Source organism: Mycolicibacterium aurum, from assembly GCF_900637195.1.
Classification (GTDB): domain Bacteria; phylum Actinomycetota; class Actinomycetes; order Mycobacteriales; family Mycobacteriaceae; genus Mycobacterium; species Mycobacterium aurum.
Window position 1 is genome coordinate 4,669,870 of the sequence record NZ_LR134356.1, and the last position, 26,135, is coordinate 4,696,004.

The 26,135-nt window shown below is 67.7% G+C and carries 25 protein-coding genes; 13 read left to right on the top strand and 12 right to left on the bottom strand.

All coding sequences use genetic code 11. The features are described from left to right. The first annotated feature begins 14 nt into the window (after positions 1 to 14). Entirely contained in the window at positions 15 to 1,232 is a 1,218-nt protein-coding gene (locus EL337_RS21910; RefSeq protein WP_048635233.1) for an acetyl-CoA C-acetyltransferase, read from the top strand. Between the two features lie 22 nt (positions 1,233 to 1,254). Continuing rightward, positions 1,255 to 2,454 (top strand): formate-dependent phosphoribosylglycinamide formyltransferase, encoded by a 1,200-nt coding sequence (gene purT, locus EL337_RS21915; RefSeq protein WP_048635234.1) that lies wholly within the window; start codon positions 1,255 to 1,257, stop codon positions 2,452 to 2,454. On the opposite strand, the gene EL337_RS21920 is transcribed toward purT, so the two are convergent. Then, positions 2,435 to 3,346 carry a type IV toxin-antitoxin system AbiEi family antitoxin gene (locus tag EL337_RS21920; protein ID WP_048635235.1) on the bottom strand — a complete coding sequence of 304 codons (912 nt, stop codon included), beginning with the start codon at positions 3,344 to 3,346 and terminating at the stop codon, positions 2,435 to 2,437. The two genes, purT and EL337_RS21920, sit on opposite strands and share 20 nt — an antisense overlap. 191 nt (positions 3,347 to 3,537) lie before the next feature. Next, positions 3,538 to 4,389 (bottom strand): Bax inhibitor-1/YccA family protein, encoded by an 852-nt coding sequence (locus EL337_RS21925; RefSeq protein WP_048635236.1) that lies wholly within the window; start codon positions 4,387 to 4,389, stop codon positions 3,538 to 3,540. Positions 4,390 to 4,571: 182 nt separating this feature from the next. On the opposite strand from EL337_RS21925, the gene EL337_RS21930 reads away from it, so the two are divergent. The 3 genes from EL337_RS21930 to EL337_RS21940 are packed head-to-tail and all read left to right on the top strand — an operon-like array spanning position 4,572 to position 8,140. Further along, a complete protein-coding gene (locus EL337_RS21930; protein ID WP_048635237.1) occupies positions 4,572 to 5,615 on the top strand; it encodes an enoyl-CoA hydratase/isomerase family protein in 1,044 nt (347 codons plus the stop codon). Further along, the gene (locus EL337_RS21935; protein ID WP_048635238.1) at positions 5,615 to 6,388 is read left to right on the top strand and encodes an enoyl-CoA hydratase; all 774 of its coding nucleotides are present in this window, start codon (positions 5,615 to 5,617) and stop codon (positions 6,386 to 6,388) included. Before EL337_RS21930 ends, EL337_RS21935 begins: the two co-directional genes overlap by 1 nt. Before the next feature lie 9 nt (positions 6,389 to 6,397). After that, a complete protein-coding gene (locus EL337_RS21940) occupies positions 6,398 to 8,140 on the top strand; it encodes an alpha/beta hydrolase (protein ID WP_048635239.1) in 1,743 nt (580 codons plus the stop codon). Here EL337_RS21940 and EL337_RS21945 read toward each other — a convergent pair. The 3 genes from EL337_RS21945 to EL337_RS21955 all read right to left on the bottom strand — a co-directional run bounded on the left by EL337_RS21945 (position 8,137) and on the right by EL337_RS21955 (position 10,510). Next, complete coding sequence (locus tag EL337_RS21945; RefSeq protein WP_048635240.1) at positions 8,137 to 8,514, bottom strand: rhodanese-like domain-containing protein; 378 nt, start codon at positions 8,512 to 8,514, stop codon at positions 8,137 to 8,139. The genes EL337_RS21940 and EL337_RS21945 overlap by 4 nt on opposite strands. Beyond that, positions 8,514 to 9,038: a cupin domain-containing protein gene (locus tag EL337_RS21950; RefSeq protein WP_048635241.1), complete on the bottom strand. Its 525-nt coding sequence runs from the start codon at positions 9,036 to 9,038 to the stop codon at positions 8,514 to 8,516. Before EL337_RS21950 ends, EL337_RS21945 begins: the two co-directional genes overlap by 1 nt. Positions 9,039 to 9,220: 182 nt before the next feature. Then, on the bottom strand, positions 9,221 to 10,510 hold the full coding sequence (locus EL337_RS21955) for a H(+)/Cl(-) exchange transporter ClcA (RefSeq protein WP_370737225.1): 1,290 nt from the start codon (positions 10,508 to 10,510) through the stop codon (positions 9,221 to 9,223). A gap of 192 nt (positions 10,511 to 10,702) precedes the next feature. On the opposite strand from EL337_RS21955, the gene EL337_RS21960 reads away from it, so the two are divergent. Next, positions 10,703 to 11,134 (top strand): lipoprotein LpqV, encoded by a 432-nt coding sequence (locus EL337_RS21960; RefSeq protein ID WP_048635243.1) that lies wholly within the window; start codon positions 10,703 to 10,705, stop codon positions 11,132 to 11,134. Positions 11,135 to 11,152: 18 nt separating this feature from the next. On the opposite strand, the gene EL337_RS21965 is transcribed toward EL337_RS21960, so the two are convergent. Next, complete coding sequence (locus EL337_RS21965) at positions 11,153 to 11,521, bottom strand: VOC family protein (protein ID WP_048635244.1); 369 nt, start codon at positions 11,519 to 11,521, stop codon at positions 11,153 to 11,155. A 51-nt stretch (positions 11,522 to 11,572) separates the two neighbouring features. On the opposite strand from EL337_RS21965, the gene EL337_RS21970 reads away from it, so the two are divergent. Next, a complete protein-coding gene (locus EL337_RS21970) occupies positions 11,573 to 12,574 on the top strand; it encodes a patatin-like phospholipase family protein (RefSeq protein ID WP_048635245.1) in 1,002 nt (333 codons plus the stop codon). Here the strand turns inward: EL337_RS21970 and EL337_RS21975 are convergent. Genes EL337_RS21975 through EL337_RS21985 form a run of 3 tightly spaced genes read right to left on the bottom strand, consistent with a single transcriptional unit; the run spans position 12,563 to position 15,401 of the window. Then, complete coding sequence (locus EL337_RS21975) at positions 12,563 to 13,429, bottom strand: patatin-like phospholipase family protein (protein ID WP_048635246.1); 867 nt, start codon at positions 13,427 to 13,429, stop codon at positions 12,563 to 12,565. The genes EL337_RS21970 and EL337_RS21975 overlap by 12 nt on opposite strands. Positions 13,430 to 13,445: 16 nt before the next feature. After that, positions 13,446 to 14,306: a class II glutamine amidotransferase gene (locus tag EL337_RS21980; protein WP_048635247.1), complete on the bottom strand. Its 861-nt coding sequence runs from the start codon at positions 14,304 to 14,306 to the stop codon at positions 13,446 to 13,448. A 45-nt stretch (positions 14,307 to 14,351) separates the two neighbouring features. Continuing rightward, positions 14,352 to 15,401, bottom strand: a complete 1,050-nt coding sequence (locus tag EL337_RS21985) for an NAD(P)H-dependent amine dehydrogenase family protein (RefSeq protein ID WP_048635248.1) — start codon at positions 15,399 to 15,401, stop codon at positions 14,352 to 14,354. Positions 15,402 to 15,577: 176 nt separating this feature from the next. On the opposite strand from EL337_RS21985, the gene EL337_RS21990 reads away from it, so the two are divergent. Next, complete coding sequence (locus tag EL337_RS21990; RefSeq protein ID WP_048635249.1) at positions 15,578 to 17,269, top strand: serine/threonine-protein kinase; 1,692 nt, start codon at positions 15,578 to 15,580, stop codon at positions 17,267 to 17,269. A gap of 42 nt (positions 17,270 to 17,311) precedes the next feature. Beyond that, positions 17,312 to 18,499 carry a lipid-transfer protein gene (locus EL337_RS21995; protein WP_048635250.1) on the top strand — a complete coding sequence of 396 codons (1,188 nt, stop codon included), beginning with the start codon at positions 17,312 to 17,314 and terminating at the stop codon, positions 18,497 to 18,499. Between the two features lie 11 nt (positions 18,500 to 18,510). Here the strand turns inward: EL337_RS21995 and EL337_RS22000 are convergent, their stop codons facing one another. Then, a complete protein-coding gene (locus EL337_RS22000; RefSeq protein WP_083443285.1) occupies positions 18,511 to 19,113 on the bottom strand; it encodes a DUF4232 domain-containing protein in 603 nt (200 codons plus the stop codon). A 150-nt stretch (positions 19,114 to 19,263) separates the two neighbouring features. Between EL337_RS22000 and EL337_RS22005 the strand changes: the two genes are divergently transcribed. Beyond that, positions 19,264 to 19,587 (top strand): hypothetical protein, encoded by a 324-nt coding sequence (locus EL337_RS22005; RefSeq protein ID WP_048635252.1) that lies wholly within the window; start codon positions 19,264 to 19,266, stop codon positions 19,585 to 19,587. 125 nt (positions 19,588 to 19,712) lie between these two features. Beyond that, a complete protein-coding gene (locus EL337_RS22010) occupies positions 19,713 to 20,966 on the top strand; it encodes an IS30 family transposase (protein ID WP_048632584.1) in 1,254 nt (417 codons plus the stop codon). 105 nt (positions 20,967 to 21,071) lie between these two features. Here EL337_RS22010 and EL337_RS22015 read toward each other — a convergent pair whose 3' ends face one another. Beyond that, positions 21,072 to 22,454 (bottom strand): cation:dicarboxylate symporter family transporter, encoded by a 1,383-nt coding sequence (locus EL337_RS22015; protein WP_048632937.1) that lies wholly within the window; start codon positions 22,452 to 22,454, stop codon positions 21,072 to 21,074. 110 nt (positions 22,455 to 22,564) lie between these two features. Between EL337_RS22015 and EL337_RS22020 the strand changes: the two genes are divergently transcribed. Continuing rightward, entirely contained in the window at positions 22,565 to 24,136 is a 1,572-nt protein-coding gene (locus EL337_RS22020; RefSeq protein WP_048632936.1) for a sensor histidine kinase, read from the top strand. Next, positions 24,133 to 24,831: a response regulator gene (locus EL337_RS22025; protein WP_048632935.1), complete on the top strand. Its 699-nt coding sequence runs from the start codon at positions 24,133 to 24,135 to the stop codon at positions 24,829 to 24,831. Before EL337_RS22020 ends, EL337_RS22025 begins: the two co-directional genes overlap by 4 nt. 25 nt (positions 24,832 to 24,856) lie before the next feature. Here the strand turns inward: EL337_RS22025 and EL337_RS22030 are convergent, their stop codons facing one another. Then, positions 24,857 to 25,921, bottom strand: coding sequence for an MmpL3/TtfA transport complex stabilizer (locus EL337_RS22030; RefSeq protein ID WP_232786814.1), 1,065 nt, complete (start codon positions 25,919 to 25,921; stop codon positions 24,857 to 24,859). Between the last annotated feature and the right edge of the window lie 214 nt (positions 25,922 to 26,135).

Genomic DNA, 26,135 nt, shown 5'->3' on the forward strand with positions numbered 1-26,135 from the left:
CTTGAGGAGCCGTCATGCCCGAAGCCGTCATCGTCGCCACCGCACGCTCACCGATCGGCAGGGCAGGCAAGGGCTCGCTGGTGTCGATGCGACCCGACGACCTTGCGGCGCAGATGGTCCGCGCCGCGCTGGACAAGGTGCCGTCGCTGGATCCCCGCGACATCGACGACCTGATGATGGGCTGCGCGCAACCCGCGGGTGAAGCCGGCTACAACATCGCGCGGGCGGTCGCCGTCGAACTCGGCTACGACTTCCTGCCCGGCACCACGGTCAACCGGTACTGCTCGTCGTCGCTGCAGACCACGCGGATGGCGTTCCACGCGATCAAGGCAGGCGAGGGCTCGGCGTTCATCTCCGCCGGTGTGGAGACGGTGTCGCGGTTCGGCAAGGGCGCCGCCGACGGGGCGCCCGACTCGAAGAACCCGATCTTCGCCGATGCGCAGGCCCGCTCGGAGGAAGCGGCCGCCGGCGCCACCGAATGGCACGACCCGCGCAACGACGGCAACATCCCGGACGTCTACATCGCCATGGGCCAGACCGCCGAGAACGTGGCCGCGTTCACCGGCATCAGCCGTGAGGACCAGGACCACTGGGCCGTGCGGTCGCAGAACCGTGCCGAAGAGGCGATCAACAGCGGGTTCTTCGCCCGCGAGATCTCGCCGGTGACCTTGCCCGAAGGGTCGACCGTCTCCACTGATGATGGCCCGCGGGCGGGTACCACGTACGAGAAGATCAGCCAGCTCAAGCCGGTCTTCCGACCGAACGGCACCATCACCGCAGGCAACGCCTGCCCCCTCAACGACGGCGCCGCCGCTGTGGTGATCATGAGTGATGCCCGCGCCAAGGAGCTGGGCCTGACCCCCCTGGCGCGGATCGTGTCCACGGGCGTGAGCGGTCTGTCGCCCGAGATCATGGGCCTGGGTCCGATCGAGGCCGTCAAGAAGGCGCTGGCCAACGCGAAGATGTCGATCGGCGACATCGATCTCTACGAGATCAACGAGGCGTTCGCCGTGCAGGTGCTGGGCTCCGCGCGGGAACTCGGCATGGACGAGGACAAGCTCAACGTCTCGGGCGGTGCTATCGCGCTCGGCCACCCCTTCGGCATGACCGGAGCCAGGATCACCGCCACGCTGCTGAACAACCTGACCACCCACGACAAGACGTTCGGCATCGAGTCGATGTGCGTCGGCGGCGGGCAGGGTATGGCGATGGTCGTGGAGCGGCTCAGCTAGCTCGCCATAGAATGCCGTTCCGATGACGACCATCGGAACGGCGCTGTCACCGCGCGCCACCAAAGTCATGCTGTTGGGCTCGGGTGAGCTCGGCCGCGAAGTGCTGATCGCGCTGCAGCGCCTCGGCGTCGAGACCATCGCCGTCGACCGCTACGAGAACGCACCGGGCCACCAGGTGGCCCACCACGCGCGGACGATCACGATGTCCGACCCCGATCAGCTGCGGGCGTTGATCGAGACCGAACGGCCGGACTTCGTGGTCCCGGAGATCGAGGCCATCGCCACGCCGGTGCTCGAGGCCTTGGAGGCCGAGGGGGTGGTGACCGTGATCCCCACCGCCCGGGCAGCGCGGCTGACCATGGACCGCGAAGGGATCCGCCGGCTGGCGGCCGAGACCCTCGGCCTGCCGACGAGCCCGTACCGGTTCTGCGATTCGCTGGCGGAGCTGCAGTCCGCAATCGACGTCATCGGCTATCCGTGCGTCGTCAAACCCGTGATGAGCAGCTCCGGCAAGGGCCAGTCCAAGATCGACGGGCCTGACGACGTCGCGGCGGCCTGGGAGTACGCGATGTCCGGCAGCCGGGTCTCCAACACCCGGATCATCGTCGAAGGGTTCGTCGATTTCGATTACGAGATCACGCTGCTGACCGTGCGGGCCCGCGGTGCCTCCGGCGAGGTGGAGACCCAGTTCTGCGAACCCATCGGGCATCGGCAGGTCAACGGCGACTACGTCGAAAGCTGGCAGCCGCACCCGATGTCGGCCACAGCGCTGCACCGCGCGCGGCAGATCGCCGGTGCGGTCACCCAGGATCTGGGCGGGCAGGGCATCTTCGGCGTGGAGCTGTTCGTCAAGGGCGACCAGGTGTGGTTCAGCGAAGTCAGCCCGCGGCCGCACGACACCGGCATGGTGACGATGGTCACTCAGTGGCAGAACGAGTTCGAGCTGCATGCACGCGCCATCCTGGGCCTGCCCGTCGACACGACGCTGAAGTCTCCGGGCGCCAGCGCGGTGATCTACGGCGGTGTCGACGCCGAAGGCATCGTCTTCGACGGAGTGGACGCGGCGCTGCGGGTGCCGCACACCGACATCCGACTGTTCGGCAAGCCCGAGAGCTTCGTCAACCGCCGGATGGGGGTGGCGCTGGCCTTCGACGACGACGTGGACATCGCGCGCAGCAATGCGGCCGAGGCGGCCAGCCGGGTCACGCCGCGGGCGGTCTAGTTGGCGACGGTGCGGTGAGATCGCTTCTCGACGAGATTTCGCGCGCTGAGCGCACTTTCGCGTCGTAGGCGAGCGACACGCGGCGGAGGACGTCGTCGGCGCTGTTGGATTTGACCACGCGGATCCGCGTCCATTCGAGTGCGTCGAGGTCCTCTGCGCGCAGGATGTCGTGGGCGAACTGCATGGGGTCGACGCGGTGCTGGTCGCCGTCGTACTCGACCGCCAGCTTCAGCCGCTCCCACCCCATGTCCAGGTAGTAGCGCCGCCGCCTGTCGGCACTGAGTACCGGGATCTGCGTGGTCGGGCGTGGAAAGCCGGCATGAATCAGCAGCAGGCGGAGCCAGGTTTCCCGCGGAGACTGTGCACCCGGGTCGTAAAGGTCCAGCGCCGCCACCAATTGGCGCATCCCTCGCTTTCCGGAATGACGTTCCCGCGCCCACCTCAGCAGTTCGGCGGGGTCGATGCGGGTTGCGTTGCCCAGTGCATCGAGCCGGGCCACCGCGGCGTCGAGCGGCCCCCTCCGGCCCACGTCGAAGGCCGTCCGCTCGACCGTGGTGACCGGTAGTCCCCGACGTCGGGTGATTTCGTCGGGCCGCAGGTCCTGCTTGTGCGTGGTGAGGCCACGTGGCGCCCGGCCGTTCGACCACACCAACTCGATCGGGTTCGAGTCCTCGACGTACCGCGCGCCGTGCAGCGCCGCTGCGGTGAGCCCGGCGAGGACACCGCCACGGTGCGACCACAACCAGGCGGCCTTCGCCCGCTGCTGCAGAGTCAGCGGGATGTCGGATCGGGTGTAGACGTCGGGGTAGAGCGCGACGAATCTGCTGCGCAGCGCATGCTTGGGGACCAGCCCAGCCGACACGGCTTCGCTGCCTACGAACGGCACCTCCATGCGTCGAGAGTGGCGCGCCGGTGACGGTGCGCGCACCCCCGGCCTTGCGATCTGTGGATAACCACCGCGAGAGGGCGCAGAGAACGCGAAGTAGGGGATTTCTCCGCACTGAGCGCCCTCTCGTGCAAAGCCTGACCAGCGCACGAAAAAGGGCGCCCACACAGTGGACGCCCTTTCTCTGGCAGGTACTGCTAGTCGTTGTTGAAGTAACTCAGCAGGCGCAGGATCTCCAGGTACAGCCAGACCAGGGTGACGGTCAGGCCGAGCGCGATGCCCCATGCGGCCTTCTCCGGCGCGCCGGCGCGGACCATCTGGTCGGCGGCGTCGAAGTCGATCAGGAAGCTGAACGCGGCGAGCGCGATGCACAGCAGCGAGAAGCCGATGGCGATGGCGCCACCGTCGCGCAGGCCGAGGCCCGCACCGCCGCCGACACCGAACATGGCCAGCACCAGGTTAAGAAGCATCAGCGCGACGACGCCGAACAGGCCGGCGACGATCATGCGGGTGAACTTCGGGGTGACGCGGATGGCGCCGGTCTTGTAGACCACGAGCATGCCGAAGAACACGCCGAGCGTGCCGACGATGGCCTGGGCGATCATGCCCACGCCGCCGACGGAGGTGATGTTGGCGATGATGAACGACACCGCGCCGAGGAACAGGCCTTCCAGCGCCGCGTAGCTCAGCACGATGGCCGGGTTGTCCTGCTTACGACCGAAGGTCGCGATCAGGACGAGCGCGAGGCCGCCGAGCGCACCCACCAGGGTGAACGGCATGGCGAGACCGAGGTTCTGGCTGACGAGGTAGTACGAGACGACCGCGACGGCCGTCAGGACAGCCAGCGTCATGCCGGTCTTCATCACGACGTCGTCGATGGTCAGCGCGCGCGACACACCGGTCTGCTGCTGGTCCGGATACTGCGTGGCGTACGGCTCGGCCTGTACCGCCTGTGCACCGTAGCCGCCGGCTCCGGTACCGAATTGGGCATATCCGCCCTGCTGCCCCTTGGGCAATGAGCGGAATACCGGGTTGCTGCTTTCGCGCACCGTCGGGATCCTTCCTGTGTTCTTCGTGCTTGCGACCTGTGACGATCACACGGTCAACGTTTGACTGTCCTGGTCGGTTCCCGGCGAAGCGTTCTCGGTATCGACGGCGTTCCTCCCAGGCCCTTCACAGGAAACCTTACCCGGGCAGGCCCCACCCCGGGAGACGATCTAGATTGCATTCCGTGGACGAAAACGAGGATGTCCTAGTAACCGCCGCCAACGGCCTGGGCCGCATCACGCTCAACCGGCCCAAGGCGATCAACTCGTTGACCCATCCGATGGTCACCGCCATCGCGCAGACGCTGAGAGCCTGGGAGAACGACGACTCGGTCACCGCCGTCCTGGTGTCGGGCGCGGGCGATCGAGGACTCTGCGCCGGTGGCGACGTCGTCGCGATCTACCACGACGCGAAGAGCGGCGGCACCGAGAGCCGGGACTTCTGGCACGACGAGTACCTGCTGAACTCCTACATCGGCCGCTATCCGAAGCCCTATGTGGCCCTCATGAACGGCATCACGATGGGCGGCGGCGTCGGCATCAGCGCGCACGGCGGCGTCCGTGTGGTCACCGAGACCACCAAGATGGCCATGCCCGAGGTCGGCATCGGGTTCATCCCCGACGTCGGCGGCACGTTCATCTTGAGCCGCACGCCAGGCCTGCTCGGCGTCCACGCCGCGCTGACGGGAGCACCGTTCACGGGCCCCGACGCGATCGCGATGGGTTTCGCCGACCACTTCGTGCCGCAGGACCGCCTCGCGGCGTTCGCGGAGGCAGTCGAAACCGACGGAATCGACGCGGCGGTCGCCGCCTTCGCGCAGGAGCCGCCGGCGAGTCCGCTTATGGCCCAGCGTGGGTGGATCGACCATTGCTACGCGGGCAGGACGGTCGACGACATCGTGTCGGCACTGCGCAGCGACGACGCGGCACCCGCCCAGGACGCGGCCGACCTGATCGTGTCCCGCTCCCCCATCGCGACGTCCGTGACGCTGGAAGCGGTCCGCCGGGCGGCCCACCTCGCCACACTGGAAGACGTGCTGCGCCAGGAGTTCCGGACGTCGTGTGCCGCGCTGCGTTCGCACGACCTGGTCGAGGGCATCCGGGCGCTGCTCATCGACAAAGACCGAGACCCGAAGTGGGCGCCCGCGTCACTGTCCGCGGTCACCGCGGACCACATCGAGGCGTACTTCGCCTCCGCCGATCCCGACCTGCAATTCGAGGAGAACTGATGACCTACGAGACGATCCTGGTCGACCGCGACGACCGCGTCGCCACGATCACACTGAACCGGCCGAAGGCACTGAACGCGCTCAACAGCCAGGTGATGCGCGAAGTCACTACGGCGGCAGCAGAACTCGATGCCGACCAGGGGGTCGGCGCCATCATCCTCACCGGGAGCGAAAAGGCGTTCGCGGCCGGTGCGGACATCAAGGAGATGGCGCAGCTGTCGTTCGCCGACGTCTTCGCCTCCGACTTCTTCGCTGCCTGGGGCAGTTTCGCGGCCACCCGCACCCCGACCATCGCCGCGGTGTCGGGCTACGCGCTGGGCGGCGGCTGCGAACTGGCGATGATGTGCGACATCCTGATCGCGGCGGACTCCGCGAAGTTCGGGCAACCCGAGATCAAGCTGGGCGTGCTGCCCGGCATGGGCGGGTCGCAGCGGCTGACCCGCGCGATCGGCAAGGCCAAGGCCATGGATCTGATCCTGACCGGCCGCAACATGGGCGCCGAGGAAGCCGAGCGCGCCGGACTGGTGTCGCGGGTCGTACCCGCCGACTCGCTGCTGGAGGAGGCCAGGTCCGTCGCACAGACGATCGCGGGCATGTCGCTGTCGGCGTCCCGGATGGCCAAGGAGGCAGTCGGCCGCGCGTTCGAGACCACCCTGTCGGAGGGACTGCTCTACGAACGACGGCTGTTCCACTCGGCGTTCGCGACCGATGATCAGACCGAGGGCATGAACGCGTTCACCGAGAAACGGTCGCCGAACTTCACACATCGCTAAAGTTCATGCGTGACCGAGACCGCGTCCGATTCTGATCAGAGCACTGCGCCTGCCGGGAAAGCGCCTCCGCGGGAGGATGAATCGGTACCTGCGGGCACGGAATCGAAGCCGCGGTCGGGGTGGTGGATCCGCCACTACACGTTCACCGGAACCGCGGTCGGACTCGTCTTTCTGTTCCTGTCGCTGACACCGTCGCTGCTGCCGCGGGGACCTCTGTTCCAGGGGCTCGTCAGCGGCGGTGCCGGCGCCATCGGCTACGGAATCGGTGTGTTCTGCGTATGGCTGGTGCGCTACATGCGCTCGAAGGACACCAGCCCGCCCGCGCCGCGGTGGGCATGGTCGGTGCTCCTCGTCGTGGGCGTGATCGGCCTGGCCCTGATGATCGTCTGGTTCCACCACTGGCAGGATGACGTGCGCGACCTCATGGGTGTGCCGCGCCTGGGGTTCTGGGACCATCCGCTGGCCGCGGTGCTGTCACTGGTCACCTTGTTCGTGCTCGTCGAAATCGGGCAACTGGTGGGCAGATTGGCGCGTTTCCTCACCCGCCAGCTGGATCGCGTTGCGCCGCCGCGGGTGGCAGCCGTGGTGACCGTGGCGCTGCTGCTCGCGCTGACCATCGCCTTGCTCAACGGTGTGGTGGTGCGGTTCGCGATGAGCACCATCAACAAGACATTCGCCGCCGTCAACGACGAGACAGACCCCGACAACCCCGCGCCCGAGTCGGAACTGCGCTCAGGCGGGCCGGAGTCGCTGGTCAGTTGGGAATCGTTGGGCCACCAGGGACGCATCTTCATCTCCGGCGGGCCCACGGTGGAACAGCTCACCGAGTTCAACGGCACGCCGGCAACCGAATCGATCCGCGCCTACGCCGGCCTGAACTCCGCGGACGGCATCAAGGCGACGGCAGCACTGGCCGCCCGGGAGCTGCAGCGCACCGGCGGGTTGGACCGGGAAGTGATCGCCGTGGCCACCACCACCGGGACCGGCTGGATCAACGAGGCCGAGGCCTCCGCGCTGGAGTACATGTTCAACGGCGACACCGCGATCGTGTCGATGCAGTACTCCTTCCTGCCCAGCTGGCTGTCGTTCCTCGTCGACAACGAGAACGCGAGGCAGGCCGGCCAGTATCTGTTCGAGGCGATCGACGAGCTGGTGCGCGAGATGCCGGAGGCGCAGCGGCCGAAGCTGGTCGTCTTCGGCGAGAGCCTGGGGTCTTTCGGCGGCGAGGCACCGTTCCTCGCGCTGAACAACCTCATCGCGCGCACCGATGGCGCACTGTTCAGCGGACCCACCTTCAACAACACGATCTGGGCCGACCTGACCCGCAACCGGGACCCGGGATCACCGGAATGGCTGCCGATCTACGACAAGGGCGCCAATGTCCGTTTCGTGGCAGAAGCCAAGGATCTGCAACGCCCGCCGGATCCGTGGGAGCAGCCGCGGGTGGTCTACCTGCAGCACGCCTCGGATCCGATCGCGTGGTGGAACACCGATCTGCTGTTCTCCAAACCGGACTGGCTGCGTGAACCACGCGGATACGACGTATCGCCGAACATGGAGTGGATTCCCGTCGTCACGTTTCTGCAGGTGTCTGCCGACATGGCGGTGGCGGTGAACGTCCCTGACGGGCACGGCCACGTCTATGTCCGCAACGTGGCCAACGCATGGGCATCGATTTTGTCACCGCCGGGCTGGACCGAGGCGAAGACCGAGAAGCTGCGTGGCCTGCTGAGAAGCGACGAGAACTCTTAGGCGACAACCTTTTTGAGCGCGTGGTAACCGCCGATGACGTCAGTGGCGCGGTGTAGGCCCAGATCCTTCAGGGCCGCAGCAGCCAGGCTGGATGTGTAACCCTCCGAGCACAGCACCACCCATTCGACGTCGTCGCCGACGGCCTGTGGGATCCGTGCCGCGCTGGTCGGATCGCAACGCCATTCCAGGACGTTGCGTTCGATGACCAGCGCCGGGAAGTCGGCAGGGACCTCCCCTTCACTGGCACGTTGCGCAGCGGGGCGGATGTCGACCAGCACGGCGCCTCGGGCCAGAGCGGCCGGCACGTCGGCGGCGGGCAGCCGGGTCAGTTTCGCCCTGGCCTGCTCGAGGATCTCGTCGATGCGGCTTGCCACTAATCCCCTTCCGGCTTGTCGGTCAACTCAGTGCGCTTATGGCGCAATGTACTGCGGTCGGTGACGTCGTAGTACGACATCGTGGTCAGGGGTGGGGAGTAGGCGTGCACACTGAGCGTCGGCGCGGCGGGTACCGCCACCCCGCCGGCCGTCACCTTGTCACGGGCCCACACCACGTCGTGCACCCACCCCTTGGGGAATGCTGCCTGGTCGCCGGCCACCAACCGGCGGTCACGCAATGCACCTTCGCTCCAACGAGTTTCGAGCAGCGCGCCGGATACCACAGTCAGCGCGCCCAGGGACTCACCGTGGTCGTGCAGCTCGGTCGAGCGGTCGGGCACCCAGCTGATGAGCCACACATCGACCTCATCGGTGCCGTGCAGCCGCGTGTACCAGCGGTCGGTGACCGGCAGTCCGCCGGCCGGGTACAGATGGTCGTAGTCGCCGCCCATCACACCGTCAGCGAAGCGGTCGGTGACGTGCAGCAGGTCGGGCAGACGCAGACGGGTGGTCGCCACAGTCATGAAGGACTCCAGGGAAAGACAGACGAACGGAAACGGGGGTCAGGGGCTAGCCCTGACAACACTCCTGAATCCGGGTCACGTCGGTCACGTCCGCAAGTGTTCCACGGCGCGCGGCCATACCGCCAGCTCTGCGGCTTAACCTCATCGCGAATCTAAAACGCCGCACGTCGGCGGCCGGCGACTCAGGTCCTGTCCGGAGGCGCGGGCTCGGGCGGCATGCGCTCGCGCAGGCTGTCGTAGATCGGGGCCGACCCCACCAGGTAGGCGGCCAGCACCGACGCGGCCGTCGCCACCAACATCGGAATGGCCACTTCTGTCGTCGCCGTCATCTCGATGACCAGGACGATCGCCGTCACCGGTGCCCGGACGGCGGCACCGAAGAACGCGGCCATCCCGACGAGCGCCATCGGGACGGTCAACCCCGCGAGATCTTTCGGCCAGACGGCGTCGACGGCCCCGACGAACAGCACCCCCCACAGCGCGCCGACCGCCAGCAAGGGCGCGAACAGCCCGCCCGGCACTGCCGCGGAGTAGGACAACGGGCCCGCGAGGAATCGGACGAGCAGATATCCGATGACGACGGGCAGCACGAACTGGTGGCCGCCGACGATCATCTGGGTGAGCGTGTCCCCGCCGCCGACGGCCAGCGGGTAGAAGAACATCGCGAGCCCGACGATGGCACCGATGACCGTGGCCTTGGCCACCGCGGGTACCCGGCGGATGGCGGCGACGCGGTCGAGAAACCACAAGGTCAGACGGTTGTACACCGCGCCCAGCAGTCCTGTGAGCACCCCGAACAGCGCGAACAGCCACAGCCAGCGCAGCTCCGGCGCGCCGATCGGCTGGACCAGGAAGTCGGGCCGGTTGCCGAGCAACAGGCGGGACACACCCACCGCGGTCCCGGCGGCCAGCAGGGCGGCCAGCACCGTCTTCACCCGGAACGATTTGGTCACCTCTTCGAGGGTGAACAGGGTGCCGCCGATCGGCGCATTGAACGCGACGGCAAGACCTGCGCCACCCAGCGCCGTCTGCATCATCCGGACCTCGGACTCGGGCAGCCGGGCCCGGCGCCCCGCCTCGGCCCCGATTGCGGCGCCCATGTGCACGGTGGGTCCCTCGCGGCCGAGCACCAGCCCCGACCCGATGCCCAGCACGCCGCCGGCGAACTTGGCGGGCAGCAGGTGGATTCGCGGCAGCCGCGCCTGGCCACGGAACACAGCCTCCACGTGCTGGATTCCGCTGCCTGCCGCCAGCGGCATCCACCGCACGATGAGCGCTGCCAGGGTGGCGCCCGTCGCGGCGGCGGCGACCGGGATCAGCCAGCTCGGACCAGGCAGCCCGTGTGCCCAGTCGACCAGATCGATCCGCAGCCGGTCGGCCTGTTGCAGGCACCACCGGAACGCCGCGCCCACCAGGCCGATGAACACTCCGGCGACGATCGCGGTGAGACAGATGTGGATCGACCCGTGCATCGAGTCATCGGGTTCGGGGGGTTCGGGCGTCGATTCGGTCATCGTGCCGTCTGAAATCCGTCCCCTGTGGCGCTGGTCGTCGCGACAACCGTCATCAGCCCTCCGACCCGGCGGGCCGCCCCAGTTTCGCACACCGCGGTCGGCGCAGCCCCGCACGCGAGCGGCCCGCTCGACGTTGCATAGATTGGCGGGATGCGTTGGCATCCCCTCTGCGTCGTCGTTGCGGTGGCGGTGGCGCCGGCCTCCGGTTGCGCGTCGACCGCCGACCGGTCACCGACCTCCGCCGCACCGCCGGCGACCACCACGTCATCGCAGACCACGACCACCGAGTCGGTGGCCCCGGGCGAATTCGGGGTGTCGCCGGGAGGTGTCACCACCGCGGTCGGGGCACCGGCGGATTCCACCGAGGACGATTACTTCCAGGCGTGCCGGGCCGCCCGCACCTGGATGGATCAGCGTGGCGGAGATCCCCGGTCGCAGATCGAGCCCTACCTCGAGACGGTGCAGAGCGCCGACTCCGTCGGCCCCGGCACGTTCGACAAGCGCTGGTCCGATCTGACGGCCGGACAGCAGTCGGCGGTGATCGTCGCCGTCGAGGCGGCTGCCGACGCGTTGTGCGGATGAGCTGACGCCGGTCGGACGCTAGTCGTCGCTGCCGAAGACCAGGCAGAACGGGTGCCCGGCGGGATCGAGGAAGACCCGAAAGTCGTCCTCGCCCGCCGCGTCGGTGACCCTCGTGGCTCCCAACTCCAGTACCTGCGCCTGGGCGGCCTCGATGTCGTCGACTGCTACGTCGAGGTGAATCTGCTGAGAGGCGTGCGGGTCCGGGAACCGGGGCGGCTCATGCTCGGGTGACAGCTGGAACGCCAGTCGCCGTCCGGAGGGGGCGGTGAGCACCACCCAGTCCGGCTCCTCCTGCGTCACCGTGCCGCCCAGCACACCGGCCCAGAAGTCCGCAAGGGCACGCGGACGGGCACAGTCGAAGACCACAGAGCGAAGTTGTCCGATCATGTCCCCTGGGTTGCCCCAACCTGCGCGCGCATAACACGTCAGAATGGCCGCATGCGGGTCGCACTGGCTCTGGGCAGCGGCGGGGCACGTGGCTACGCCCACATCGGGGTCATCAACGAGCTCAAGGAACGCGGCCACGAGATCGTCGGCATCGCCGGCTCGTCGATGGGCGCGTTGGTGGGGGGCCTGGAGGCTGCCGGGAACCTCGACGAATTCGCGCTGTGGGCAAGCTCTTTGACCCAGCGTGCGGTGCTGCGGCTGCTCGACCCCTCGATGACCTCGGCCGGCGTGCTCCGTGCCGAGAAGATCCTCGACGCCGTCCGCGACATCCTCGGCGAGGTCACGATCGAGGAGTTGCCGATCCCCTACACATCGGTGGCGACAGACCTCATCACCGGGAAGTCGGTGTGGATGCAGCGCGGACGGGTCGACGACGCCATCCGTGCCTCGATCGCCATCCCCGGCGTGATCACCCCGCACGTCCTCGACGGACGGTTGCTGGCCGACGGCGGCATCCTCGATCCGCTGCCCATGGCACCCATCGCCGCCGTGAACGCCGACGTCACGATCGCCGTCAGCATCTCCGGGGATGACCCGGAGGCACAGCGGCGCGGACGGGAATCGCGCCCGCCCACCGCGGATTGGCTCAACCGGATGTGGCGCAGCTCCTCGTCCCTGCTGGACACCAAGGCCGCCCGGTCACTGCTCGACACGTCCACGGGCCGTGCAGTGCTCGGGCGTTTCGTCGCCGGTGACGACGAGGTCCTCGAGGAGACTGCCGGCGGGCAGAGCATCGCTGCCATCCCGAAGCTGGGCGGATTCGAGGTGATGTACCGGGTGATCGACATCGCCCAGGCCGCGCTGGCCCGCCATACCTTGGCGGCGTATCCACCCGACCTGTTGATCGAGGTCCCGCGCACGGTGTGCCGCAGCCTGGATTTTCACCGCGCCAACGAGGTCATCGAAATCGGGCAGGAGCTCGCCAACGTCGCGCTCGACGCGATCGACGGGCAGGGGTCGCAGACCGGCGCGGAGCACCGCTCAGAGACCTAGGAATTCGGACACCCGGCTGGCCTCGCGACGGCCTTGCGCCCGTCCCGCCTGTGCCGCGGGGGCGCGACATGCCGGGTCAAGCGGGTTCGGGCCGAACGCCGTCAGCGCATCGGCATCGGCGAACACTGCCAGTGTCGCACCGTCGAAGGCCTCGATCTCGGCGGCGGTGCCGGTCCCCCACGGCGATGGACTGTCGACGGCGGACGGCACCAGCGCCACCGCCACGCCACAGTCCCCGACCGCGGACATGTTGACAGAGCTGCCGACGCCGCCATCCATGAACCGGCGGTCACCGACGGTCACCGGCGGCCAGGCTCCCGGTACGGCACAGCTGGCGGCCACCGCGTCGACGAGTCCGACGCCGGACGCCGCGTCCAGCACGACGAGTTCGCCTGTCGCGATGTCGATCGCCGTGACACGCAGCACCCGCTCGGGCCACTGGTGGGACGGCAGTCGGTGCTCGATCACCTTGCGGCGTACCGCTTCTGGCACGGTGTCGGTGGTCGCGGCAACGGCGCCGATCATCCGCAGCTTCTGTTCCTTGGAGGTGTCCGGGGTCAGCACCGCGGCCAGGAACAGCTCGGTGATGCCCTCCACCGAGACACCCGGATGGATCTCGTGTGCTCCTTCGGCGTCCGACAGCTGACGGGCGAACAAGTGGTCCAAGGTCGCCCCACCGGCGATCTGGGCTGCGACCGCGGAACCCGCTGACGTGCCGAGCAGCACGTCGGAGTCCAGCAGTGCCCGCCCCGCAGCGGGCGCCTCGTCGCAGATTCCCAGCAAAAGGCCGGTTTCCCAGGCAATCCCGGCAAGTCCGCCGCCGGCAAGCACCAGTGCACGCGTCGCGTGTGTCATTGCCAGTTCCTTCCGTCTACCCGACACTCTGGCTGGCCGCGGCGGAGGAACTCAAGTCGGCGATCGTCAGCCGGTGCCGTGGCGGTGGCACCGCAGCGGTGGTGCACGTGATCCGGAGGTCCGGCCCCACATGGACGAGTTCGCCGTCACCGAGCGGGCGCCACGCCGGATCGTCATCCATGCGTTCGGTGGCGAACACCACCGACGGCGCATCACCGAGGTTGCGCGAACGCGCGTGAATTCTGTTGCTGCGCAGCTCGAAATCAGCGTGTGCAGCCGGTTGTCGGCGATCGAGGAGGAACAGGTCGTGGGTGTCGGGGTACCGAAGAGCCCACATGTCAGTCGCGGTGCACAGCAGCAGGTTCAGCGCGTAGATCGGCACGTTGTCGGCGAGCCACCCCACCGCCGCGAGCAGACCGGCGTCCACGTCGCCACCGCAGGACCGGATAGACGCCGTGATGAGCGCGAAGACCCGCTCAGAATCTGTCTGCCCGGCCACCAGAGCACGCGTGCCGAGTCGGGTCAGGTGCGCATCGAGCAGATCGAGGCCCTCCACCACACCGTTGTGGGCGAACAGTCTGCCGTCCTGCAGGAAAGGGTGGGTGTTCGTCACGTCCGGTACCCCGGTGGATGCGTAACGGACATGCGCGATGAACGTCGTACCCGTCAGTTCTCTTGCCTCACATGCGAACTCGGTGTCCTCCCAGGCGGCTACCGGTTGCTTGGAGACGACCGCGTGTCCTGCTGCGTCGAAGACCCCGAGACCGGTTCCGTCGGGGTTTCTGCGGCTCTGTTCGGCGAGGCTGTCCGCGGCGTCGATCAACCAGAACGTCGCGGCGACCGGCACCCCCGCGTGCAACCCGAACAGCCGACACATGTCAGCTCACGCGATCGCAGACGGTGGCCATACCGGCGATGCTAGTCACCGCAGGCGCGGTGCGGCCTTCCCGCTGATCAGCGGCAGGTCCAGGTAGGTGGCGATACCGGGCTCCGCGGCACACACCGCGGGAACGGAATTGACGCAGTGCGCCGCAGTCCCCACCACGCCGTACTCGGGGCCATCTGCGCCGACATCGGACTGAAAGCCCTTCACCGACACGGTGAAGTCCGGGTTGCCCTGGACCTCCATTTCGTAGCGCTGTCCCTCGGGCCCGAACGACCAGGCCGGATCCAGGTTCTCCTCGCCCATCAACCAGTTCACGGTCACCCGCACCACCGGTTCGCCGCCGACCAGCGCCTCCCAGTGAAACTTGCGGCCCGCCACCTGGCCGGGCTCGATCGTCCCCATCGGAGAGTCGATCGGCGCGGTTGCCACCGCAATCTCCTGAGTTGCACGCACTTTGGGGTCGGCTGCGAAACCCAGCTGGTCGACGCACATCCGGATGGCCTGGATGAACCCCGAGTCGAGCATCTTCTGCATCGGCCCGGTGAGTGCCTTGTCGGGCGATTCGCCGAAACCCATGACATGGCGCAGCACGTCCGGCGCCTCGTAGGTGCGAAGGTCGGAGAACTCCTCGGCGCGCACGAACGTCACACCGGTCGACATCGCCGACAGCATCAGCGGGAACTTCTCGCTGATTCCGCCGGGGGCGATACCGGTGCCGTGCAGCGTCGCGTTGCCCTGCAGGGCCGCTTCCCGTACCTGCGCTCCGCTGCGCTCGCTGGGGTACAGCCAGCCCACCGGGGTCACGACGTTCTTCCCCGACTTCAGCAGCGCCACCACGTCGTCGGTGTCGGCCATCAGCGGCGTATAGATCACCGCGTCGGCGTCCAGCGCCAGGATCTCGTCGAGGCTGCTGGTGGCGGTGACACCGAGCGCGTCGCCCCCGATGATCTCGCCGACGTCGCGGCCGGCCTTGGCCGCCGAATGCACCCAGCAGCCGACCAGTTCGAGCTCGGGGTGCTCCAGCACTCCTTTGACCGCGGCGACGCCCACGCCGCCGGTCGCCCACTGCACGACGCGAAGTGCCATGTCGTCTCCTCCCAGGCCCCCGAACTAGAACACGTTCTACTCACATGTACACCAGGGGCGGTCCGCACCGGAGCCGAAAGCCGCAACCGGTGAGGCGGGGGCGTCGATTGAGGCCATGCGGCCGGATCGACCGGATTAGGGTGTGTTCGCCGGAATAACACTCCCGAGGAGCCGCGATGACCGATCCGCAGCAGGGTTCGCGCGTGGGTTCCCAGGTCGGCCCCTACCAGCTCCGGCGACTGCTCGGCAAGGGCGGAATGGGCGAGGTCTACGAGGCCTACGACACCGTGAAGGACCGCGTCGTCGCCCTGAAACTGTTGCCGGATGGGGTCTCCCACGATCCGGTGTTCCGTAAGCGGCTGCAGCGAGAGGCCCATGCGGCGGGACGGCTACAGGAGCCGCACGTGGTACCGATCCACGACTACGGCGAGGTGGACGGGCTGCTGTTCGTCGACATGCGGATGATCGACGGCACCGATCTGCGCAAGGTGCTCAAGGAGCAGGGCGCGATGTCCCCGGCCCGCGCGACGGCGATCGTCGCTCAGATCGCCTCGGCGCTGGACGCGGCGCACCGGGCCGGCATCACCCATCGCGACGTCAAGCCCGAGAACATCTTGCTCACCCGCGACGACTTCGCCTATCTGGTCGACTTCGGGATCGCGAACGCGGTCACCGACGAGGCGCTCACCGAGCTCGGCACCGCGGTCGGGACGTACTCGTACATGGCCCCGGAGCGTTTCACCAACGGCGAGGTCACCCACCGCGCCGACGTGTATGCACTCACGTGCGTGCTGCACGAATGTCTCACCGGGTCGCAGCCCTTCCAGGGCGACAGTGTCAGCGTCGTCATCACCGCCCACCTCAACCAGCCCGCGCCGACACCCAGCCGGATGCGGCCGGGCATTCCGGCAGGACTCGACGACGTCGTGGCCCGTGGGATGGCCAAACGCCCGGAAGATCGGTTCGACTCCGCGGGCGAGATGGCGAGGGCCGCCACCGCCGCGCTGACCAGCACCGATCAGGACCAGGCGGCGTCGATCCTGCAGCGCGGCCAGGACGCGACCATGATGGCTCCGCTGCCGCCCCCACCCCCGCCACCGGGATACGGCGCCACCCCACCGCCGCCTTCGCCTGCGTACGGCGGCACTCCGGCCTACGCGGGCAGCTACCCTCCCCCGCCGCCGCCCGGCGCGCCGCCACCCGGTTGGGCAGCGACGCCGCCACCGCCGTCGGGCGGGTCCAAGGGGCCGATGATCCTCATCCTCGGCGCCGCGGCCGTGATCGTCCTCGCCCTTGTGGCGGTCGGTATCTGGTTGGTGGTCAAGCCCGGCGATTCGACGTCGGGGCCCGTCGCATCAAGCCCGACCTCGTCGGCCGCCGAGACCACGCCGTCGCGGGAACCGACGCGTCGCACCCGCACCTCGACTGCCCCGCCGCCTCCCACGGAGTCGTATGACCAGCAGCTGATGGCGTTGCTGTCGGCAGGTCACGACAGCTCGAACTGCCAGCCGGTCTCCCCGCCTGCGGCGTCGGCCCTCGCGACGGTGGACTGCTCGCAGACCACCATGCCGAACGGGCCGGCGTTCACCCGGTATTCGCTGTTCGGCGACCAGGCCGCTCTGGACGCCGCGTTCCAGGAGGCGATCGGGGTCAACTCCGAGCTGCTGCAGTGCCCGGCCAGTGGTATCGACTCGCCGACCACATGGCACTACACCGAGACGCCGGACGAGGTGGCCGGGCAGATCGCCTGCGGCACGTACAACGACAACCCCGACGTCGTGTGGACCAACGACGGGAGCCTGCTGCTGGCCGACGCGCAGGGGCCCAGCCTGGACGATCTGCACAACTGGTGGTTGGAGTTCGGATAGCCCCGGCTAAATTGGGACCGCAACGCAGCGAAAGGGATCTTCATGAACCGGGTGTTTGTCGTCGGCGTCGGTATGACGAAGTTCGAGAAGCCGGGCCGCCGCGAAGGCTGGGACTACCCCGACATGGCGCGCGAGTCCGGGACCAAGGCGCTGCAGGACGCCGGCATCGACTACACCGAGATCCAGCACGGCTACGTCGGATACTGCTCCGGCGACTCGACCTCGGGTCAGCGCGCCCTGTACGAGCTGGGCATGACGGGCATCCCGATCGTCAACGTCAACAACAACTGCTCAACCGGGTCCACCGCGCTGTACCTGGGTGCGCAGGCCATCCGCGGCGGCCTCGCCGATTGCGTGCTCGCGCTCGGCTTCGAGAAGATGCAGCCGGGCTCACTGGGTGGCGGCGCCGACGACCGCGAATCCCCGATGAAGCGACACATTCTGGCGCTCAACGAGATCGACGCGATGCAGTTCCCGGTGGCGCCGTGGATGTTCGGCGCGGCAGGCCGTGAGCACATGAAGAAGTACGGCACCACCGCCGAACATTTCGCGAAGATCGGCTACAAGAACCACAAGCATTCGGTGAACAATCCGTACGCGCAGTTCCAGGACGAGTACACCCTCGACGACATCCTGGGCGCCAAGATGATCTCCGACCCGCTGACCAAGCTGCAGTGCTCACCCACCTCGGACGGCTCGGCCGCGGTGGTGCTGGCGAGCGAGGACTACGTGGCCAAACACGGCCTGGCCGGGCAGGCTGTCGAGATCGTCGGCCAGGCGATGACCACCGACTTCGCGTCGACATTCGACGGCAGCGCCGCCAATGTCATCGGCCACGACATGAATGTTCAAGCGTCCCGGCAGGTTTACCAGCAGTCCGGCCTCGGCCCGGAGGACTTCCAGGTCATCGAGCTGCACGACTGCTTCTCGGCCAACGAATTGCTGCTCTATGAAGCCCTCGGTCTGTGCGGCCCGGGTGAGGCACCCAAGCTGATCGACGACAACGACACCACCTACGGCGGCCGGTGGGTGGTCAACCCGTCCGGCGGGCTGATCTCCAAGGGGCATCCGCTGGGTGCCACCGGGCTGGCGCAGTGCAGCGAGTTGACGTGGCAGTTGCGCGGCACCGCCGACAAGCGTCAGGTCGAGGGCGTCACCGCGGCCCTGCAGCACAACATCGGGCTCGGTGGCGCCGCCGTCGTCACGGCCTACCAGCGCGCCGAGCGGTAGCTTCTCGCGGCTCAGCCGACAGAGCTGATGGTCGCGTCGCAGATCGGCACGTTGATCTCGAGGAGACGCGACTCGACGTTGTTGGGCGGTGTGACGACCAGCGTGCCGATCCGTCCGCACGGGTCACCGGTGGCGGTGTCGACGGCCGACGTCTGCACGTCGGCGGACCCAACCTCACCCGGGTGCAGCTCCAGGCGGGGCGCGGCGTTGGCGGGCCGCTTCGCCACGCGGACGAGGACGCCGCCGCCTCCTGTCACCAGATCCGCCGCGGGATAGCCCGTGAGATAACACAATTCGGGCGAGGTGTTCGTGAACGAGATGACCACCCGGCGCATCGTGTCCACGGACTCGACCGGGCCTGCGGTGACGGTGAGGTCGGCGTCCGAGCAGGGCTGAGGAATTGCGGGCTCGACCGGAGTGGTTGACGTCGCCTCCGGCGATGGCGATGGCGATGGCGTTACCTGGGTAGCGCTCTGCGTGGCCGGGGCAGGCGTGGCCGAGCGCGCCGGTGTCGTCGGTTCGCTCGCGCGATGCTGGGCGCACCCCACGGCGAGCAGTACTGCCGCGAGGGCCATCAACAGTGTGATGCGCCCGGCAGCGTGGCGAGTGACCATGCCCTGGTCCTTCCATGACGAGGTCTCGAACTGTTCGAGTGCACCAAGTAGAAGCCGGTCGGGTCACTACCGATCCCAATTCGGCGCCCGAAACGCCCAGTCGTGCCGCAGCGATGTACTGGGCAGGTCGGGCAGGACGGAGGTTCGACCATGCGCGCAGCATGGATTGCGTCAGCAGCGGCACTGGGTGTGGCGCTGAGCCCGGCGGGCCAGGCGGCCGCCGAGGACCAGAATCCGATTGTGGTGATCGAGCAGCTCGAGTTGGCGGGTTACACCGTCAACGTCGACAGGATCGGAAGCGCCCCGCTGGAAGAGTGCACCGTCACCGAGGTGCGAAACCCGCAGCAGGTGGTTCAGCCGGTGAAAGTCGTCGACCGGGACGGGCACGGTCACCACGACGGTGCCGACGACTTCGAGGTCATCGACGTCGTCGTGCGCCAATCGATCTCGGTGACACTCGACTGCGCGAGCTGAATTCGATCCGAGTGCACGGTTTCTGACGGATTTCGGCCTGAATTCGTCCCGAGCGCACGGTTTCTGATGGATTTCAGCCTTTGGCTTCTAGGGGTGTTTGCAACAGTTCCTAGTTAGGGGCTGTGATGCGTCCGTCTCCGGTGAGGTCTGTTGTTGATGAGTTTTGGCGGCTGATAGGTCAGGGTTTGTCGCCGCGGGAAGCCGGTGTGGCTGTCGGCGTGTCTGCTAGTGCTGGGCACGGTTGGTTTGCTGCCGTGGGTGGCGTGAAACCACACCAGGTGCGACCAGGGCCGCGCCGACGACCGCGGTTGAGTTTTGAAGAACGCGAAGAGATCGCGTTAGGGGTGGCCGCCGGGGATCCAGTACGTGACATCGCGCGGCGGCTGGGACGAGCGCCGTCGACGATCTCGCGGGAGATCAAGAACAACAGCGTGATCGGCCGCAATCACTACCGGCCGCAGTATCGATTCGGTGCCCCGTGGCGTGGTGGACCAGAACGGAAGCCGCGCTACCGGGCCACGGTGGCACAGTCGAAAAGCCAACGCCGGGCGCGTCGACCCAAGACGGGTGTGCTGGCCGGCAGCGACCGACTGCGCACCGAGGTACAGACTCGGTTAGAAGAGTTCCACAGCCCCGCTCAGATCGCCGCCGGGCTGCGGCGCGATTTTCCCGACGATCCGGAGATGTGGGTGTCTGCCGAAACCATCTACAAGGCCCTTTACCTGCAGGGCAGGGGCGGTTTACGTCGTGAGTTGCACACCTGCCTGCGCACCGGGCGGGCGTTGCGCACACCGCGTCGGCGCAGCGGTGAGCGCCGCGGTCGTATCCCGAACATGATCAACATCAGCGAGCGCCCGCCCGAGGTGGCCGATCGTGCCGTGCCTGGGCATTGGGAGGGCGATCTCATCATGGGCAGCACCAAGTCCGGATCTGCCATCGGCACTCTGGTGGAACGCACGACACGCTTCACGATGCTGCTGCATCTGCCTCATGGCCACGGTGCTGAAGCGGTCCAGGAGGCGATCGTGGCCAAAATGGCGACGCTGCCGCAGATCTTGCGTCAAACGCTAACTTGGGACCAGGGCAAGGAGATGTCTAACCACATCCAGATCGCCGCAGCGACCGAGCTCGATATCTACTTCTGCGACCCGCACTCGCCCTGGCAGCGCGGAACCAACGAGAACACCAATGGACTATTGCGTCAGTGGTTTGCCAAAGGCACTGACTTATCGGTGTTTCCGGCCGACTATCTCGACGTCGTGGCATCCAAACTCAACCGGCGGCCCCGCCAGACGCTGGGCTGGAAAACACCCGCCGAAGCCCTCGACGAACTACTGTCCAACCCGTTCAACCCACCCACTGTTGCAACCACCGCTTGAGACCGCCGCCGGAATTCGTCAGAAACCGTGCATTCGCGACCCACCCGCACGCACGAAAAGGCCCGGCCGGGATAGGGAGCCGGCCGGGCCTCTTCTACTCGTGCCCTACACCGTCGCAGGGGCTTTCGCCTGCGTCGGCTCTTCGGCACGGGAGTCGTGATCCGCATCGAGCATCGTGAGCTCGTCGAACGGATCATCGCCCGCCAGAACGGAATTCACCTTGCCCTTGTCGATCGTGTGGGTCCACGAGCCGACCAGCAGGGTGGCCACTGCGTTGCCCGAGAAGTTGGTCAGCGCCCGCGCCTCGGACATGAACCGGTCGATGCCGACGATCAGCCCGACACCGTCGAGCAGGTCGGGACGGTGCGCCTGCAGGCCGCCGGCGAGGGTGGCCAGTCCGGCGCCGGTGACACCCGCGGCGCCCTTGGAGGCGACGATCATGAACACCAGCAGGCCGATCTGCTCACCCAGCGACAGCGGATCGCCGAGTGCGCCTGCGATGAACAGTGACGCCATGGTCAGGTAGATCGCAGTGCCGTCGAGGTTGAACGAGTAGCCGGTCGGGACGACGACGCCGACGGTGGAGCGGTCGACACCGAGGTGCTCCATCTTCGCGATCAGACGCGGCAGCGCGGACTCCGACGACGAGGTCGACACGATCAGCAGGTATTCGCGGGCCAGGTAGCGGACCAGCTTGAAGATCGAGATGCCCGTGACGAAGCGCAGCAGCGAGCCGAGCACGCCGAAGACGAAGATTGTGCAGGTCACGTAGAAGCCGGCCATCAACGCCATCAGCTGGCCGACGGCCGCCCAGCCGGTCTGCCCCACCACGTTGGCGATGGCACCGAACGCACCGATCGGGGCCAGCCAGAGAATCATCACCAGCACCTTGAACACGAGCCGCTGCAGGTGCTCGATGCCGCGCAGGATCGGCTCGCCGACCGACCCGAGACCCTGGAGCGCGAAACCCACCAGCAGGGCTACGAACAGCGCCTGCAGCACGCTGCCTTCGGTCAGCGACGAGAACAGGGACGTCGGGATGATGCCCTGGATGAAGTCGAGCAACCCGCCGGATTCGTGTGCCTTCTCGGCGAGCTCGGCGCCCTTGCCCGCGGAGTCGCTGACGTTCAGCCCCTCGCCGGGGTGCAGCAGATTGCCGACCACCAGGCCGATGCCCAGCGCGAAGGTCGACATCGCCAGGAAGTAGACGAAGGCGAGCCCGCCGACCTTGCCGACGGTCGCGGCCTTACGGACCGAGCCGATGCCCAGGACGATCGTGCAGAAGATGACGGGGGCGATCATCATCTTGATCAGCGCGACGAACATGGTGCCCAGCACGCCGACGCTCTTGCCGACCTCGGGGGCAAGGATGCCGACGCCGACTCCGGCGATCACCGCGATGATCACCGCGATATAGAGCCAGTGGGTGCGATCGCGTTTCTTCTTGGGCTCCTCAGGCGCCGGTGGCCTGCTCATCGTGGTGGTCATCTGGTTCTCCTCAAGACTCAACTCGGTAAAAGGTCTGAAAGGATGGTCTGCCAGGGCGTGAGCCAGGTCACGTTTTAGTTCATTACGTTCAGACGGAAGGTCCTTGCGCAATGCGACGCACCCGATCCCTGTGGCCACAGTCGTTGGCCGGGCAGGCGATCGCGCTGCAGATCCTGGTGATCACGGTGATCGTGGTGGCCGGGAGTGCGCTGGCGCTGCTGGACGCCAGGCAGGACGGCGACGCGGCGGCAGAGGAGCAGGTGCTGGGCATTGCGACGTCGCTGGCGGACTCACCGTCCACGGCCGCGGCGATCGAGTCCGGACAGGCCACGCAGATCCTGCAGCCGGTCACCGAGTTGGTGCGCAGGCACACCGACATCGCGTTCATCACGATCATGGCGCCGGATCGCACCCGGTACACGCACACCGATCCGTCCCAGATCGGCGGCGCCTACCTCGGCACCATCGATCCCGCACTCCGCGGCGAATCGTTCACCGAGGTCTACACCGGAACGCTCGGGCCGTCGATTCGCGCCGTCGCGCCGGTGCACGACGCCGACGGCCGGGTCATCGGCCTCGTCGCCGCCGGCATCCTGCAGCAGAGTCTGGCCGAGCGCTGGCGGGCGCAGTGGCCCATCATCGCCGCGGTAGGCCTTGGCGCCCTTGCTGTTTCACTGGTCGGCGTGTGGGGCATCCGCCGCCGCCTGCTGCGCCAGACCCGCGGCCTGCGCCCTGGCGAACTTCGGGTGATGTACGACCACCACGACGCGATTCTGCATTCGGTGTCCGAAGGCCTGATCGTGCTCGACGACAACGGGGTCGCCCTGGTCAACGACGAGGCGCGCCGACTGCTGTCGCTGCCCGCAGGGAACGTGGCGGCGTCGGATCTGCCGGAGTTCCTCCGTACCTACAACCCGGGCGCCCGCGACGAAATCCACGTCACCGACGACCGGGTGCTCGTGGTGAACCGTTCCCGTGTCGAGGACGGCTCCGATGCCGGCGGTTCCGAGGTGGTGACCGTCCGCGACCGTACCGAATTGCAGGGTGCGCTAGGGGAACTCACCTCGCTCAAGGTGCTCACCGATTCGTTGCGGTCGCAGGCGCACGAGGCGGCCAACAAACTGCACACCGTCGTGACGATGGTGGAGATGGGCCGGGCCCAGGAGGCCGTCACGTTCGCCACGGCCGAGCTGGAACTGTCCCAGCAACTGGTCGACCGGTTGTCGGCCGCGGTGGGCGAACCTGCGCTGGTGGCGCTGCTGCTCGGCAAGGCAGCACAGGCCGACGAGCGCGGCATCGAGTTGACCATCACCGAGGACACCGTCTTGCCCACCGGCACCGACGATCTGCTGCTGACCGGGCAGGAAATGGTCACCGTCGCGGGCAATCTCATCGACAACGCCATGGATGCCTGCGATCCGGAGAACCCGTGGGTGGAGGTGACCGTGAATCAGAATGACGACCGGCTGCTGATCCGGGTGGCCGACAGTGGCGAGGGGATGGACCCGGGGACCTTCGAGAGGGCGATGCGGCGGGGCTACTCGACGAAGTCCGGCGCCGACGCCGACCAGCACGGGCTGGGGCTGGCGCTGGTGGCGCAGGTGGTGAAACGCCATGACGGCCATCTCACCGCCGACGTGACGTACGGTTCGGTCGTGACGGTCACGGTGCCACGGCGATGATCAACGTGCTGATCGTCGAGGACGAGCCATTGATCGCCGAGGCCCATCAGACCTACCTGGGCCGCCTGGAAGGCTTTTCGGTGGTGGCCGTGGTCCACACGGCGCGCGACGCTATGCGCACGGCATCCGAGGCCGCAGCCGCGGAGACGCCGATCGACCTCGTCCTGCTCGATATCGGGTTGCCGGACGCCAGCGGAATCTCACTCGCGTCGGCCCTATCGGGTCTGCGGCCCGCACCGGACATCATCACGATCACCTCTGAGCGGGACCTGGAAATGGTGCGCGCCGCGGTCGGGCACGGGGCCCTCGCCTACCTGCTCAAGCCCTTCACCTTCGCCGCGTTCCGCGACCGCCTTGAGCGTTACCGGCGCTACCGGGACGCCCTGCCTGCCGGTACCGACGCAGCCAGCCAGGCCGAGGTCGACCGCGCACTCTCGGAGCTCCGCGTCGGCCCCGACCGGTCGGCGGCTCCCAAGGGCGGAGCCGCCGGTACAAACGACGAAATCGCGCGCGCGGTACGCGATTTCAGGGAGAACCCGGACGGCGTCACAGCGGACGAGGTGGCCAAGCAGGTGGGCGTGTCCCGGGTGACGGCGTGGCGCTACCTGGAGCGCCTGGCGGACGAGGGCACGGTTCGGCGGCATACCGATTACGGCAAGGCGGGACGGCCGAAGACGCGCTATCAGTGGCGCTGACGGGCGCCGCCGGCGAGCGTCCCGGTCAGACGGTGACGGGCTGCAGGGTCCGCGGCGCGTGCAGCGCGTGGGACACGCTCAGTGCGATCGGGTCGGTGACGAGGAACTGCGAATACATCGCCTCGATCGACGACTCCACCGAGAACACGCTGACCCCGCCGGCGTAGTCGGCGACGTACATCCGCGAGCCGTCCACCGACGGCGTGACACACGACGGCCGCGCATCCACCTTCAGCGAATCGACGCCATCCAGGCTCAGCGTGCACAGCACGACGACCCGGTCGAAGTCGACGACGTAGGCGCGCGTCTGGTCGGGACTGGTCACCAGCTGGGTGGGCGCGCCGCCGACGGTGACCATGTCGGTCGTCCTCATCGTCGCCAGATCGATCACGTGCACTGCGCCGCCCACCGCGCGGTCGGACGTCAGGACATAGGCCGCTCCGCCGGCGAGCCCGATGTCGCGGATAGGCGAACCGACCGGCACGACCCGAGCGGTCCTCGACGTCTCGGCATCGACGACGACGAGCTTGCTGCCGCGGGTGTCGGTGACGGCTACGTACAGCCGCTTACCCGAGGGGTCGACGCGCAGAGCGTCGATGTTGGCGGCCGGGCCCCGGCCGATCTCGATGGTGCCGACACGCTCGGCGGTGATGTCGATGACCGCGACGTCCACGCGGTCCTGGGTGGTCCTGCCCGCGTAGACGCGCTTGCCGTCCGCGCTCACCGTCAGTGCGGTGACTCCGGATGCCAGCGGGTAGGTCTTGAGAACGGTGCAGGTGTCGAGGTCGACGACGCACACGGCGTCGTGGCTGTCCCCGGCAACGCTGACATAGGCGCGGCCGTCGGACACGACCACCGCGGTCGGCTCGCCGCCGAGTGCGACGGTGTCCACGGGCGCCAGCGTGCCTGCGTCGACCACGGTCACGCTGTCGTGCGCGGCGTTGGCCAGCACCACCCTGCTGTCGGCGGCCGCGAGGTCGCCCACCGGACCGTGGGAGCCCGAGAACCGCTGCTCGAAGATGGCGTCACTCGGCAGAACGTTCACAGCCGACTCATCGGCCCCGTGGGACGCAGATTTATCGTCAGTCATCACATGCCCCTTGGGCATCAAAAAGTTTGCCATATTTCTCTGGTACCTCCGCCGGTACAACCTCTACCTGGCACTCGACTCCGGCCTTTACGGCATTGCCCCCCAGTTCGGGAGTGATCTGGATCGAGTGTAGCGACGCGAAATCAAGGTCACGACTACCGAATTCGCCCGATCGACGAAATTCGACGAAGGCTCTCAGGGCACACTTAAGAAT

What these genes read in the sequence shown, in the direction of transcription:
- EL337_RS22015 (WP_048632937.1), bottom strand. Translation starts at nt 22,454, where the DNA reads ATGACCACCACGATGAGCAGGCCACCGGCGCCTGAGGAGCCCAAGAAG.
- EL337_RS22025 (WP_048632935.1), top strand. Translation starts at nt 24,133, where the DNA reads ATGATCAACGTGCTGATCGTCGAGGACGAGCCATTGATCGCCGAGGCC.
- EL337_RS21920 (WP_048635235.1), bottom strand. Translation starts at nt 3,346, where the DNA reads ATGGAGGTGCCGTTCGTAGGCAGCGAAGCCGTGTCGGCTGGGCTGGTC.
- EL337_RS21955 (WP_370737225.1), bottom strand. Translation starts at nt 10,510, where the DNA reads ATGCACGGGTCGATCCACATCTGTCTCACCGCGATCGTCGCCGGAGTG.
- EL337_RS22020 (WP_048632936.1), top strand. Translation starts at nt 22,565, where the DNA reads ATGCGACGCACCCGATCCCTGTGGCCACAGTCGTTGGCCGGGCAGGCG.
- EL337_RS21950 (WP_048635241.1), bottom strand. Translation starts at nt 9,038, where the DNA reads ATGACTGTGGCGACCACCCGTCTGCGTCTGCCCGACCTGCTGCACGTC.
- EL337_RS22010 (WP_048632584.1), top strand. Translation starts at nt 19,713, where the DNA reads ATGCGTCCGTCTCCGGTGAGGTCTGTTGTTGATGAGTTTTGGCGGCTG.
- EL337_RS21935 (WP_048635238.1), top strand. Translation starts at nt 5,615, where the DNA reads ATGACCTACGAGACGATCCTGGTCGACCGCGACGACCGCGTCGCCACG.
- EL337_RS22000 (WP_083443285.1), bottom strand. Translation starts at nt 19,113, where the DNA reads ATGGTCACTCGCCACGCTGCCGGGCGCATCACACTGTTGATGGCCCTC.
- EL337_RS21990 (WP_048635249.1), top strand. Translation starts at nt 15,578, where the DNA reads ATGACCGATCCGCAGCAGGGTTCGCGCGTGGGTTCCCAGGTCGGCCCC.
- EL337_RS21970 (WP_048635245.1), top strand. Translation starts at nt 11,573, where the DNA reads ATGCGGGTCGCACTGGCTCTGGGCAGCGGCGGGGCACGTGGCTACGCC.
- purT (WP_048635234.1), top strand. Translation starts at nt 1,255, where the DNA reads ATGACGACCATCGGAACGGCGCTGTCACCGCGCGCCACCAAAGTCATG.
- EL337_RS21980 (WP_048635247.1), bottom strand. Translation starts at nt 14,306, where the DNA reads ATGTGTCGGCTGTTCGGGTTGCACGCGGGGGTGCCGGTCGCCGCGACG.
- EL337_RS21975 (WP_048635246.1), bottom strand. Translation starts at nt 13,429, where the DNA reads ATGACACACGCGACGCGTGCACTGGTGCTTGCCGGCGGCGGACTTGCC.
- EL337_RS22030 (WP_232786814.1), bottom strand. Translation starts at nt 25,921, where the DNA reads ATGACTGACGATAAATCTGCGTCCCACGGGGCCGATGAGTCGGCTGTG.
- EL337_RS21985 (WP_048635248.1), bottom strand. Translation starts at nt 15,401, where the DNA reads ATGGCACTTCGCGTCGTGCAGTGGGCGACCGGCGGCGTGGGCGTCGCC.
- EL337_RS21995 (WP_048635250.1), top strand. Translation starts at nt 17,312, where the DNA reads ATGAACCGGGTGTTTGTCGTCGGCGTCGGTATGACGAAGTTCGAGAAG.
- EL337_RS21910 (WP_048635233.1), top strand. Translation starts at nt 15, where the DNA reads ATGCCCGAAGCCGTCATCGTCGCCACCGCACGCTCACCGATCGGCAGG.
- EL337_RS22005 (WP_048635252.1), top strand. Translation starts at nt 19,264, where the DNA reads ATGCGCGCAGCATGGATTGCGTCAGCAGCGGCACTGGGTGTGGCGCTG.
- EL337_RS21965 (WP_048635244.1), bottom strand. Translation starts at nt 11,521, where the DNA reads ATGATCGGACAACTTCGCTCTGTGGTCTTCGACTGTGCCCGTCCGCGT.
- EL337_RS21960 (WP_048635243.1), top strand. Translation starts at nt 10,703, where the DNA reads ATGCGTTGGCATCCCCTCTGCGTCGTCGTTGCGGTGGCGGTGGCGCCG.